Source organism: Candidatus Effluviviaceae Genus V sp. (assembly GCA_014728125.1).
GTDB lineage: Bacteria > Joyebacterota > Joyebacteria > Joyebacterales > Joyebacteraceae > WJMD01.
On sequence record WJMD01000011.1, the window covers coordinates 1 to 13,252 of the forward strand.

Genomic DNA, 13,252 nt, shown 5'->3' on the forward strand with positions numbered 1-13,252 from the left:
CTCACGGCGCTTCGTCCTCCGAGACCCAACCCGTTCACGGCGTCCACCGAGCTCTCGTTCGACACGCCGGGGAACGGTCGCCGCGTCGTCATCCGGGTCTGTGACGTCGCGGGGCGGCTCGTGCGGACGCTCTACGACGGGAGGCCGCCGGCGGGGCGCCACTCCGTCGGGTGGGACGGACGAGCGGAGAGCGGCGTTCCCGTGGCATCGGGCGTCTATCTGGTCAACCTCGACTCGGGGGGATTCAGAAGGACCCGCAAGGTCGTCCGGCTGAGATAGCACCCCGGGTCGAGGCCGATCCTCTTCCGTGTGACAGAAGCTGGTTCTTGCGGGCGAGGCCGTTCGTCGCTAGTCTGCGCCTGTTCGGCATGGAGACGACACGTCGGTCCCGACCGAGATGGGCCACTCATGAGAGCGAAGCAGGAACGCGACGGTACGGACATCCGACCCGAGTGCTGCGTTCACATGGAGCCGCCGCTCGTAGCGCAGCTCCGGGGCGCCTCGAAGACGTACACGGAAGGGCCTGTGGACGTTGAGGCCCTCAAGGCGACCGACCTCGATCTCAACGCCGGCGAGCTCCTCCTCATCATCGGTCCTTCGGGATCCGGCAAGACCACCCTTCTCTCTCTCATCGGCTGTGTCATCTACCCGACGGACGGCTGCGTCTGCGTGCAGGGTGCGAACACGAAGCTCCTGAACGACAACGAGCTGGCGGATCTCAGGCTCCGCGAGATCGGGTTCGTGTTCCAGGGGTTCAACCTGATCTCGCCGCTGACCTGCGAGGAGAACGTCATGGCGCCTCTCATCGTCCAGGGCAGGGACTCCGCCGAGACGCGGGAGAGGGTCGACCGCGCGCTCGGGATCGTCGGGCTCTCCGACAAGAAGGGCGCACTGCCGAAGCAGCTCTCCGGCGGCCAGAAACAGCGCGCAGCGATCGCGCGAGCGCTCGTGTCCGAACCCGACATCATCCTCTGCGATGAGCCCACCGGTTCTCTCGACATCGACTCGGCCCGCTCCGTTCTGCAGGAGCTCCGTGATCTTGCCGACGACGGCAAGGCGGTGGCCGTCGTGACGCACGACACGCGGCTCGAGGAGTACGCCGACCGGATCATCAGGATCGAGAACGGCGTCGTGGAGGAGCGGCCCAGCGAAGGGAGAAGACAGTGACGCGACATCTCATTCAGCGGGATCGGCGGATCCGGTCCTCGGGCCGGAGCGCCGTGGTCCTCGCACTGATCCTCCTCGCCGCGCTCGTCCTGCACGGCTGCGGAGGGGAGAACGAGGAGCAGCGGGACGTCGTCGAGCGGGTCACCTCGCCCGACCATGTCGTCGGCCTCGGGCGTATCGAGCCGTACGCGAGGATGGTCGATCTCACGAGCGACCTGGCCGGCAGGGTGGACGAGGTGCTGCTCGGGGTAGGGGACAGGGCACGTGCGGGGGACGTCATCCTCACGCTGGTTCGGGACGTCGAGGCGGCGGCTCTCAGGCAGGCGGAAGCCGGTGTCGAGGCGCAGCGGGCCGGAGTCGAGGCGGCGGAGGCCGCGCTCGAGGGAGCCCGTTCGAGGCTCACCCGGGCGACATCGGAGTACGAGCGTGCACGCGAGCTCTACGAGGTCGGCACCGAGTCGGAGTCGTTCTACGAGGCCGCGCTGGCGGAGTTCGAGTCGCTCACCCAGGAAGTGCGAAGGCTCGAGGCGTCGCTCAGGACGGCGGAGGCGGCTCTTCAGCAGGCCGTGGCCGACAGCTCCCGGGCGGGGGCCGCCTACGAACGGCGCGCGCTCGAGGCCCCCGCCGACGGGCGCCTGCTGTCGCTCGATGTCGCGCCGGGCGAGGTCATGTCCCCGGAGGCGGCGTACGGCGTCTTCGCGATCGCGAGCCCGACCGTTGCCCGATGCGAGATCGATGAGCTCTACGCGGATCTGGTCGAGATCGGTCAGTCGGGCTACGTGCGCTACCAGGGGTCACGCGACACGTTGTCGACCGGCAGCGTCCTCGAGGCCGGTCCCTACCTCAGAGACAAGTCGCTCTTCTCCGACGACGTCGGCGACCTCGAGGACCGCCGCGTCCGGGAGGTCGTCCTGTCGCTGGCGGACACGTCGGGCGTCCTTCTCGGCGCGCGCGTCGAGTGCGTGATCTCGGTTGAGTAGCGGCCGGCGCCGGGGTTCGGTCGCCGGCAGGGAACGCGTCATATGTTCCGTTTCGCCCTCAGATTCGCCCTTTACGACCGGGCCAAGTCGATTGGCGTGATCCTCGGGATCGTCGTGTCGACCTTCCTGGTAGGGCAGCAGGTGGGGATCTTCCTGTTCCTGACCGGCTCCATGTCGTCCCTGGTCGACAACACCGAGGCCGACATCTGGGTCATCGACTCGAGGACGACCGACGCGAACGCTCTCGGAGCGATCGACGTGCGGATCGGTCGTCAGGCGGAATCTGTTCCCGGCGTCGCCGCGGTCTATCCGCTCATCGTCTCGGGCGGCCGCGCGAGGTTCGAGGGCGGGAAGAGCTCCCCGGTGACGGTCGTCGGCTCGCAGCCGCCGGCATTCCGGGGCGGCCCCTGGAAGATCCAGTACGGCGACCTGAGCGAGCTCGTGGAGGAGAGCGCCGTCGCGATCGATCACTACGACCGCGGCGAGCTGAACGATGCCACGGTCGGCACGAGGTTCGAGATCGGCGGCAGGACCGTGCGGGTCGCCGTTCAGACGAAGGGCGTCAGGAGCTTCGGAGGCATATACGTCTTCTCGACGCTCGAGACGGCCCGCGTCGTCACGCGGTTCCCGCTGAACGACGTCAGCGCCTTTCTCATCGATGTCGAGGAGGGGGCCGATCCGGTCGCCGTGAGGGACCGCCTGAACGCGACGCTGCCGAACGTCAGGGCGTGGACGAAGCGGGGGCTCTCCGAGACGACTGTCGACACGATTCTGAGCTCGAGCGGCATCGCCTACTCCATCGGCACGCTCGTCGTCTTCGCCTTCATCGCCGGGATGGTCATCATCGGTCTGACGATGTACTCGGCCGCGGTCGACCGGACCCGCGACTACGGGACCCTGAAGGCCATCGGTGCGAAGAACGGCTACATCCGGAACCTCATCCTCGTACAGGCCCTGGCCTTCGCTCTCATCGGGTACGGCGTCGGCGTTGCGCTCGTCGAGCTCTTCCGGAACGCCATCGCCTCGAGCGGCGTCATCTACGACTACGGCACGACGTTCCGCATCGTCTTCTTCCTCCTGACGCTCGCGATCGCGCTGGGTGGAGCCGTCTTCGCGATGCGCCGCATCGCGAGTCTCGAGCCTGCGAGCGTCTTCAAGAACTAGCGGCGTGCGCGTCCTTCCGGGCCCGGAGCTTGCATGCCCCTCTGCTTGAACGGCCGCAACGTGTGGGCTATATTGAAGAATCTGTGATGTTGGAAGGCCCTGCGTTGCTGCGGGCCAGCGGTCGTCGGATCTTCAACCTACGGACTCATCGATCATGCGCATCGAACCGTCAGGAACACGTCTCAGGGTCGCCGTCTGTCTCCTGCTTGCCGGGGTGGCGTTCTCGTCTCTCGCCGGTCTGACGGGCTGCAGCCGAGGACCCGGTCCCGGGGGGCGACTCCTGCTTGTCGGCATCGACTCGGCCGACTGGGACGTCATCGAGCCGCTCATGGAGCAGGGGAGCATGCCGAACCTCAGGGCCCTCATGGACCGCGGCGTCTCCTGCGACCTGCGGTCGCTTGAGCCCAAGCAGAAGTCCCCGACGATCTGGGCGAGCATCGCGACGGGGAAGGTCCCGGCGAAGCACGGCATCCTGAGCGACGTGGACCCGATCTCGAGGGCCCCCATGACGAGCAACGTTCGAAGCGCGCGGACCTTCTGGGACATCATGGGTGGCGAGGGTGCGTCCGTGACCGTCGTCGGCTGGCTGGTCAGCTGGCCCGCCGAGGAGGTCAACGGCTATTTGGTCACGGACTATTTCCGCTTCGCTCCGAAGCCCGACCGGCCGCTTCCGGAGCATCTGACGTACCCCGAGGGCCTGGTCGAGAACGTCTCGAAGAAGAGAGTCGTCGCGGACGGGATCACGGACGAAGACCTCGCACGGCTCGTCGACTTCGACCGCGCTCTGTCGCCGGAGGAGGCGCAGAGGTTGCCGGTCAAGGAGATGTTCGAGGAGATGCGGGCGATCAACGAGATCGAACACCGGGCCGACCGTCTGAGGGACATCCTCGCTGGTGACTTCTCGTTCCTCGGCGTGGCCGGGCATCTGATGGACGAGCGGCCGACCGACCTGACGGCCGTCTATCTCAGAGGCCTCGACTCCGCCAGCCATCTGTTCTGGGCCGCCGCCCACCCGGGCGAGGTCGGGTTCAAGGTGGCCCGCACGGACAACCGGGTCTTCGGCAAGGTCGTGGAGCGCTACTACCAGCTGGCGGACGAGATGCTCGGGCAACTCGTCGAGCGCATGGACGACAATGACATCATCGTCGTCTGCTCCGACCACGGGTTCGAGGGACCCAAGCCCGGTCAGCGGCCCGGAGGCATCAACGACCACGGCCCGGTCGGCATACTCGTGGCGGCGGGAGGTCCGTTCCGTCGGGGCGCCTGGATCGACGAACAGACCGTGCTCGACATCACACCGACGCTGCTTGCGCTCTGGGGACTCCCGGTCGGAGCGGACATGGACGGGTCCGTCATCGAGGAGGCGTTCGAGCCGGACTTCCTCGACAGCCAGCCCGTGACCAGCATCGAGACCTACGAACGAACCGAGACAGCCTCCCGGTAACTGCCCGCATGAGGCCCCGACGGGCGCACATCCCCCGCGGAGCCACTTGCGAAGTCGGGGGCTGGGTCGGCGGTTCGTTGCCTTCCACGCGCGGCCCTGCTAGCATATCTGACTGTCCCACGTCATCACCACGAACCTGGAGCCTCCCTGTGGAGACACTCCTGAGCGTTCTCATAGGCATCGGTCTCGCCGCCGCATGCGGCTTCCGTGTCTTCGTGCCGTTCCTGGTCGTCAGCATCGCGGCGATGTCGGGACACCTCGAGCTCTCGGGTGGGTTCGAGTGGATCGGCACCTGGTACGCGCTCGTCGCCTTTGCCGTCGCGTCCGCTCTCGAGGTCGCGAGCTACTGGATCCCCTGGCTCGACAACATGCTCGACACGATCGCGACGCCCGCCGCCGTCGTGGCCGGGGCCGTCATCACGGCGTCGGTCGTGGCGGACCTCTCGCCGTTTCTGCGCTGGTCGCTCGCTGTCATCGCCGGCGTCGGCGTTGCCGGGGTCGTCCAGAGCACGACCGTCGCGCTCCGCGGCGCCTCGACGCTGACGACCGGAGGAGCCGCGAACCCCGCGGTATCGACCGCGGAGCTGGGTGGCTCGGTCCTGGCGTCGGTGCTTGCGATCGCTGCTCCCGTCGTCGCGGTGCTGCTCATCGCTCTCATCGTGTTCGTGCTCGTCACGAGAATGCGGCGCATCGCCCGAAGACGGGCGTGCTGAAACCAGATTCTCCGTCGGTACTCCACACTGAGGTTCCCAGATGCAACACAAGCTGACAGGCGAGGTGAACGGCAGGAGCGTCGAGCTCCCGCTCAGGGAGGGTGATCAGGTCGTCGGGAGAGGCTCGGACGTCGATCTTCGTATCGACCACCCGAACGTCTCGCGCCGGCACGCGAGCGTCACCGTCGACGGCAACGTCGTGACGGTCACCGACCTGGGAAGCAGAAACGGGACGCGCGTGAACGGCGAACGGATCACCGGCCCGCACGACCTCGAGCCGGGGGCCGTCGTCGCCTTCGCGGACGTCCGGCTCCGACTCGAGGGCGGGGCGGTGCCGCGGCCGGACCTCGGTCTCAACGCCACGGCCGTTGCGACGTCGACGCTCTCGATCATCGAACAACGGGCGCCCGGAACCGAACGCAGGGGCAAGAGCGGGCTCTTCAGGGTGCTGGCCGAGGCCGGCGAGTTCCTTGTTGCCGACAGGCCGCTCGACCGGCTCTACGAAGATGTGCTCGACCTCGTGGAGGGCGCCATCACATGCGACCGCGTCGTGCTGCTCTCTATCGAGGGCGGTGCCTCCGAGCCGACCGTGACCGCGTCGCGCATCCGGCGGGGCGCGCCGGGCGAGGGACTTACGCTCTCCAAGACGATGATCAGGCAGGTGCTCGACGAGGGGGTCTCTCTTCTGACGACCGACGCTCAGGAGGACGAGCGGTTCGCGGCGCAGGCCAGCGTGATCGACCAGGGGGTTCGCGCGGCGATGGCCGCGCCGCTCTTCGACAACCAGCAGATCATCGGGCTCCTCTACGCCGACACGACCGACCCACGCTCGGCCTACTCCGACGACGAACTCCGTACGTTCACGGCGCTTGCGAATCTCATCGCCGTGAAGATCACGCAGTCACGGTTGACCGCGGCCGAGAAGGAACGGCTGCGGCTCGAGCGCGAGCTCAGGACAGCCCGGGAGATCATCGATCGCATTCTTCCGGAGAGCGTTGAGGGCGCCGACGGGTATGACGTCGCCGTCTACTACGAGCCGTGCACCGAGGTCGGCGGGGACCTCTATGACGTCAGACATCTCGAGGACGGGAGGACGGTCATCGTCGCCGGGGACGTCGCGGGCAAGGGCCTCGGCGCCGCCGTGCTCGTTTCGAGCATCGTTCCTTCCACCCGCCTCCTGCTCTCGCGACCGGGAGACCTCGCCGACGCAGCGGCGCAGCTCAACCGGCAGGTGTTCGGCTCGACCGACGCCGTTCGCTATGCCACGCTCTTCTTCGGCGTGCTCGATCGCGAGACCGGCAGGCTGGATTATGTCAACGCCGGGCACAACGCGCCCGTCCTCGTCTCACCGGCGGGCGATGTGCGCGAGATCGCCGCGACCGGCGTCCCGATCGGGCTCATGGAGAACGCTCCCTTCGCGTCCGAGACCGTGACGCTCGAGCCCGGCGCTCTGCTCGCGGCCTTCAGCGACGGCATCGATGAAGCCCTCGGTCCCGACGACGAGTTCTACGAGACCGAGAGGATACGGCGACTGCTGGCCGATTCCCGGGCCTCCACGGCCGCGGATATCGTCGACCGGGCGGTATCCGACGTCCGGTCGTTCACCGAAGGGGCGCCCCAGTCCGACGACATCGTACTGCTCGTCGTCAAGAGGGCGGCCGCGGACGCCTGAGCGCCGACACACCACGATGCCCGCCTCCGAATGAGACATACTCATTGATGGACCCGGGCTTTTCGGGTATCATCGCGGATGTGCGTCACATTCCAGCTTGGCGCATCCGTACAGCCACAGTGGACACGAGTCCGGGTGCTCTGGCCGCGGACGGCGTGGTTCGCCTTGCGCGCCCGGCGGCATCCCGAGAGGAGACAACGATGCGGACCTGCTACTGCCTCGTGTGGACCTTCCTGTTGCTCATGGTGGTATCGGCGGGAGCTCTTGCTCAGACCCCGCCCGTGAACCCCAGCTACGATGTCTTCGTCGCCGACGCCAGCACCGGCTATGTCTGGGGGTTCCGCGACACCCTCGGCACGGCGCTCAACCTTACGGATCCGTTCGGTGACGTCAGCGGTCTTGCCCTGACGCAGGACTTCAAGGTCCTCGTCAGCGACTATCTCTCCGGCATCAGTCTTCTGGACCCCGATACGCTCGGGGTCTCGATCGTCGATCCCTACGGGTACTCGGCGGTCGACGTCTACCCCGACGGCGACACGGACGATATCTTCTACATCACGGGCGTCGGCTATTCTGAGCTCTACGTGCTGCTCGAGGGAAGCGCTCCGGCCGAGTTCGTGACGGGTTTCAGCGGCGAGCCGGTCGACCTGCAGATCGCTCCGCTCGGAGCGAATCAGGGCAATCTCTACGTTCTCCTGAGACCGGACTCCGGATCGCCGACGCTCCAGGAGTACGAGCGGACCGGCCCGACGACCGTGTCATACGTCGGCCCGGTGGTGACCTCGGCCCCAGACGGGGTCTACAACTTCGCGCTCCGGCCCGACGGCTCGATCGTGCTCCTGGACGGCACCGACGGCATGTACGACGTAGGTCCTTCCGGAGCGCTCACCCAGTTCGGACCGACCGGAAGCGGTACGTGGGAGAAGATTGACATCGCGGCGGACGGCACGATCTACGTGACCGACGGTGAACTGGGTCTGATCCACCGTTTCGAGCCAGACGGAACGCCCATCCTGCCTGTGATCGACACGATCAGCCAGCCGACGGCTGTCGCGGCGCCGGGCTTCACACCGTCGGTGCCCGGCTCGACCGTCGTGGTGAACCCGATTCCCGAGGTCGAGATCACGTTCGAAGAGGTGACGGGCGGCGGCTACACGACGGCCTACACGACCGAGTCGATGAGCCGCACCAGCCCCGGCGGCAACACGCTGCCGGCCTACGCCGTGTCGCCGGCAGGCAGGGACGACTACACATACGTCACGCTGTCCTCCTCGGCCGACTACGAGAACCTCGTTCAGGTCGACATCTTCCTTCCGGGAACGCGCTTCTTCTACGCATACGGGAGCGGTTCTGAGTTCGTCGATGTGACCGTGGAGGGGAGCATCGAGGACGCCCGAGGGACCATTCCGAGGTTCACGGCGCTCGAGCCCCCGACGCCGCGCAACGGCGCCGTGGCGGAGGCGGTACTCGTCGAGGACACGAGGACTCTCTCCGTGGTCATCGGGGACAAGTTCGACAGGCTCTATGAGATGGTCGAGGGCGGGGACCCCGGAAGCCCGTCCAACACGCCGGATCTCGACTACGTGAGGTCTATCCTCATCGAGTACGTCGACCGGGCCTGGAAGCTCTACAACACGAGCCAGGCGCCGTCGGCGATCGACGAGCTGCTGGATCTCAACGATCAGATCCGGTACTACGCCGGGAGCGCGATCCCAAACTCGCCCGATGAGCCCGAGGGGAACGTGGCGGGCGAAATGCTCTCGCGCTCGAAGACGCTCATCTTCAGCCTCTCGCAGCTCTTCCTTGCTCCGGAGGACGCGACGGGTGTTGTGAGCGAGCCCGGGACGCTCTCGCTGGCGTTCCCGAGCCCGGTGCGGGGTGTCTGTCGCTTCGAGCTGTCCGGCCCCGTCGGGAGTCCCGTCACGGCGAGAGTCTACGACGTGAGCGGGCGCGTGGTCGCCACGCTCTTCGAGGGGCGGCTCGACCGGTCGAGCATGACGATCCACTGGAACGGCACGAGCGACGGTGGTCGCAGGGTGGCATCGGGCGTCTATCTGACCCGTGTCTCGACGCCCGACACTTCGGTCACCGGTAAGGTCGTCTTCATCCGTTAGAGAGAGGTCGCGGCGAGCGGAGACGACGCCGGCTGGGGGAGACCTCTGCCGGCGTCCTCCGCTTGGAGGCCGCGACGGCCCGGCCCGACGCGGGAACACGGGGTACTTCGGTGAGCATGATCGGCAGGACCATCTCGCATTATCGCATCACCGGCGAGGTCGGCCGCGGCGGCATGGGCGTGGTCTACGAAGCCGAGGACGTCAAGCTCGGCCGTCGTGTGGCGATCAAGATGCTCCCGGCCGAGATCACCGGCGACCATGACCGCGTGGCCCGCTTCATGCGTGAGGCGCAGGCGACCTCCGCCATCAACCATCCAAACATCGCCACGATCTACGAGATCGACGAGGTGGACGGCGCGCTCTTCATCGCCATGGAGTTCATCGAGGGAACCACGCTGCGCGAGCGCATCGGTCCCGACGGTCTCGGGAGCGACGCGGTTCTTGACGCGGCCCGCCAGCTGACGGTCGGGCTCGGCAGGGCGCACGAGCTCGGGATCGTCCACCGCGATATCAAGCCTGAGAACGTCATGCTGAGACCCGACGGCATCGTCAAGATCCTCGACTTCGGGCTGGCCAAGCTGACGGAGGAGACGACCGCGAGCGACGAGACAGGGCAGATGCCGCTGACCGAGGCGGGGATGATCCTGGGAACCGCGCGGTACATGTCTCCCGAACAGGCACAGGGCCTCATGGTCGACGCGCGGTCGGACGTCTTCTCCGCGGCCTGCGTGCTGTACGAGATGGCCGTCGGTCGTCCCGCGTTCCCGGGCGACAACCGCGTGGCCGTGCAGTACGCCGTCGTCAACACATCCCCCGACCCGATTCCGGAGGACCGCGGCCTTCCCGCGGGGTTCGCCGATGTCGTCGCCAGGGGGCTTGCGAAGGCCCCGGACGACCGGTACCCGACGTGCGGCGAGATGGCGGAGAGCCTTGCCGGGCTGGGCGGCTCGCAGCCGACAGGAGCGGCGGCCCGAGCTACGGGTTCGTGGACGGCCGCGACCGGCGTCGTGTCGAGCTCGACCGAGACGACCGCCTCCTCGCACCAGTCGGTGACCGTGCTTCCCTTCCAGAACGTGACGGGCTCGCAGGACGCCGACTGGCTGCGGTCCGGCCTTCAGGTGATGCTCTCGAGCGACCTCGCGCACACGCCCACCGTCCGCGTCGTCACACCGGAGCGGCTGAACGAGGTTCTCTCGGATCTCAGACTCGAGAACACCGCTCTCTTCGATGCGGTCACTGTGCGCTCGATCGCCGAGTACGTGAGCGCCGACGCCGTCGTGAGCGGTAGCTACGTCAAGCTCGGCTCGACGACACGCGTCGACGTCCTCGTCTCGCAGCCGGCGACCGGCACGGAAGCGCGGGTCAAGGTCGAGGCGGCCGACGACGAGGAACTCCTGGCGAGCATCGCGCACATCGCCGCCGAGGTTCTCCGCTCGATACAGTCCGGGGCCGAGCGGGATCTCGTGACGACGATGGTCGGGGAGAAGGGCTCACGGGACCCAGCTGCCATTCGGTCGTACGTCGACGGTCTGACGAAGCTGCACCAGGGCGACAACATCGAGGCGACCGCCCTCTTCGAGCGGGCCATCGAAATGGACCCGGAGTTCGCGATGGCCTACACGTACCTCGGGGCGGCGCTGACGAACCTGGGGCGGGACGAGGAGGCGGCTGCGAGCCTCGCGAAGGCCGTGGAGCTTTCGGGCGATCTGCCGCGTACCGACAGGCTCTTCGTAGCGGCGCGCCAGGCTGTCGCAGCGGGGGAGCCCGCTCGGGGGATCGAGGCCCTCGAGGAGCTGACGACGCTCCTGCCCAACAACCTCGGCGCCTTCTACGAGCTGGCGCTGGCGCACGAGCTTGTGGGGAACTGGGACGAGGCCACGGAGAACCTCGAGCGCGTCGTCTCGCTCGACCCGAAGTTCGGGGCCGCGCTCTTCGCTCTCGGTCGGGTCCAGATCAAGAAGGGGAGTTCCGAGAAGGCGCTCGAGTACCTGACGGGAGCGCTCTCGCAGAGCATCCTGAGCGGCAACCGAGAGGCCGAGGCGACGGTGCTGAACGCGATCGGTCTCGCACACTACTATCTCGACCGTCACGACGACGCGCTGAAGCACTACCGCCAGAGCCTGGAGATCAAGCGCGAGATCGGCGACACGCGGGGGATGAGCGCGACGCTCTCGAACATGGCCGTCGTATACCAGGTGAGGGGCGATTTCGAGAGGTCGGTCTCGACGTACCGCGAGGCGCTGGGTCTGAGCGAGCAGATTGGAGACACGCAGGGGCTGGCGGAGAACCTGATCAACCTCGGCACCGTGCACGAGGAAAAGGGGCAGCTGGACGAGGCGCTCGACTGCTACAAGCGGGCGCTCGACATCGAGTCGGAGCTCGGCGACCGCATGGCCGAGATCCTCTGTCTGAACGACATCGGGAACGTGTATCTCACGCAGGGGAGGATCGACGACGCTCAGGTCTACATCGAACGCGCACTCGATGTCAGGAAGGAGATCGGCGAGAAGAAGGGCATCGGCATCTCGCTGAACTGTCTGGGTGTGATCGCCCGGCTCCGCGGCCAGTACGAACGGGCTCTCTCGAAGCACCTCAAGGCGCTCGCGCTCTTCCGCGAGACGAAGTGGAGGACCGGGGAGGCCGAGACGCTCGCCTTTATGGCGGCCGTGATGGCGGCCAGGGGCAGATTCACGGCTTCCCTTGATTCCCTGGAAGAGGCAGCCGGGATCTACGAGGAGCTCTCGGACCAGACGGGTCTCACGGTCGTCCGGACGACGCGCGCCGACGTCGAGTGCTCGCTCGGACGCTGCGAAGGTGCCCTCGAGCAGGTCGTCGAGGTGGAGCGGGACGCCAGGGAGCTGGGCAACAGCGAGCTCGTCGCGATGGCGCTCCTGACGCGCGGCCGGCTCAACCGTCTGCTGGGGGATGGCGAGGCGTCCGTCGAGATCCTCCGGTCGGCCATCGAGGCGGCCGCCGCGTGCGGCACGCGGGTGACGCTCTTCAGAGTGAGGATCGAGCTCGGACGGGCTCTGGCTGCACGGGGAGGTCACGCGGAGGCGACGCCGCTCCTCATGGAAACGCTCGACGAGATCAGATCGCTTCGTCTCGGCTCGCTCCTTCCCGAGGCCGGTCTGGCGTTCGCGGAGGCCCTCGAGGCGGCGGGCCGGTCGGCCGAGGCCTCCGGGGCCGCCGCGGAGGCCGCCGGAGAGGCCGAGCGGCTCGGCGACCGCGATACGGCCGTTCTGGCACACGCCCTTGCCGGAAGGAACGCTGAGAAGGTGGACGAGAGAAGCCGGCATCTCGAGACGGCCCGGGAGACGTTCCGTGCGGTCTCGGCGGAGCTGGGGGAAGCAGGCGCGACGTACGCGAAACGCCCGGACCTGGCGGCGGCCATGAAGCGCGCGGCCGACGTCAGCTGACGCCGGCCTCCAGCACGCTCTGGTGTTCCCGTCGAACGGACACTCGCGTCAGTTTCCGGCGCGGGGTCCCCACCGCGTCCACTCCGAGCCGAAGTCGAGCGGCAGGCGCTCCACCTCGAACAGACTCGCGATGTACTGGAGCTCGGGCCCCGCCTGGGCCGGGTTGATGTACTTCCACACGATCGTCCCGTCGGGCGTGACCTCGAAGGCGGCGCCCCGGTCCGTCTCGACGATCAGCGTGTTGCCGTTCTGGAGCCTGTGGTTCGAGCCGCACTCCGGCGAGCGGAAGTCCTCAGGCTCGTCGCCCTTGTAGACCCACACGTGTTCGTGGGTCACGGGGTCGAACTCGATGATCCTCGACGAGCCCTCGTTGCCCTTGTTATCGAAGATCATGAGATTGCCGTTCTCGAGCACGGTCGCCTGGTGCGGCGCTCCCCATCCGTCCTGAAGAGCCCACTCGACCAGTGCCGTCTCCATGTTGATCACGATGACGAGATCGAGCTCCCGCACGGTGACGAGGACGTTCCCGTCCCTGAACGCCGGGAGCCTGTCCTCGAGCCTGCCGTCGAGCACCTCGAC

General features: G+C 67.4%; 10 protein-coding genes. 9 read left to right on the forward strand and 1 reads right to left on the reverse strand.

The annotated features are described in order from the left end of the window. The 9 genes from GF405_00560 to GF405_00600 all read left to right on the forward strand — a co-directional run. Window positions 1-279: T9SS type A sorting domain-containing protein (locus GF405_00560; GenBank protein ID MBD3366646.1), on the forward strand; the 279-nt coding region annotated here is incomplete at its 5' end. Between the two features lie 186 nt (window positions 280-465). Beyond that, window positions 466-1,167, forward strand: coding sequence for an ATP-binding cassette domain-containing protein (locus tag GF405_00565; protein ID MBD3366647.1), 702 nt, complete (start codon window positions 466-468; stop codon window positions 1,165-1,167). Further along, window positions 1,164-2,147, forward strand: coding sequence for a biotin/lipoyl-binding protein (locus tag GF405_00570; protein MBD3366648.1), 984 nt, complete (start codon window positions 1,164-1,166; stop codon window positions 2,145-2,147). Before GF405_00565 ends, GF405_00570 begins: the two co-directional genes overlap by 4 nt. Window positions 2,148-2,189: 42 nt before the next feature. Then, on the forward strand, window positions 2,190-3,311 hold the full coding sequence (locus GF405_00575; GenBank protein MBD3366649.1) for an FtsX-like permease family protein: 1,122 nt from the start codon (window positions 2,190-2,192) through the stop codon (window positions 3,309-3,311). Window positions 3,312-3,465: 154 nt separating this feature from the next. Beyond that, window positions 3,466-4,755 (forward strand): hypothetical protein, encoded by a 1,290-nt coding sequence (locus GF405_00580; GenBank protein ID MBD3366650.1) that lies wholly within the window; start codon window positions 3,466-3,468, stop codon window positions 4,753-4,755. A 149-nt stretch (window positions 4,756-4,904) separates the two neighbouring features. Beyond that, window positions 4,905-5,468: a DUF4126 family protein gene (locus tag GF405_00585; protein MBD3366651.1), complete on the forward strand. Its 564-nt coding sequence runs from the start codon at window positions 4,905-4,907 to the stop codon at window positions 5,466-5,468. Window positions 5,469-5,508: 40 nt separating this feature from the next. After that, window positions 5,509-7,140: a SpoIIE family protein phosphatase gene (locus GF405_00590; protein ID MBD3366652.1), complete on the forward strand. Its 1,632-nt coding sequence runs from the start codon at window positions 5,509-5,511 to the stop codon at window positions 7,138-7,140. Window positions 7,141-7,187: 47 nt separating this feature from the next. Continuing rightward, window positions 7,188-9,254 (forward strand): T9SS type A sorting domain-containing protein, encoded by a 2,067-nt coding sequence (locus tag GF405_00595; GenBank protein MBD3366653.1) that lies wholly within the window; start codon window positions 7,188-7,190, stop codon window positions 9,252-9,254. A 110-nt stretch (window positions 9,255-9,364) separates the two neighbouring features. After that, window positions 9,365-12,673 (forward strand): tetratricopeptide repeat protein, encoded by a 3,309-nt coding sequence (locus GF405_00600; GenBank protein ID MBD3366654.1) that lies wholly within the window; start codon window positions 9,365-9,367, stop codon window positions 12,671-12,673. Between the two features lie 48 nt (window positions 12,674-12,721). On the opposite strand, the gene GF405_00605 is transcribed toward GF405_00600, so the two are convergent. After that, window positions 12,722-13,252: hypothetical protein (locus tag GF405_00605; GenBank protein MBD3366655.1), on the reverse strand; the 531-nt coding region annotated here is incomplete at its 5' end.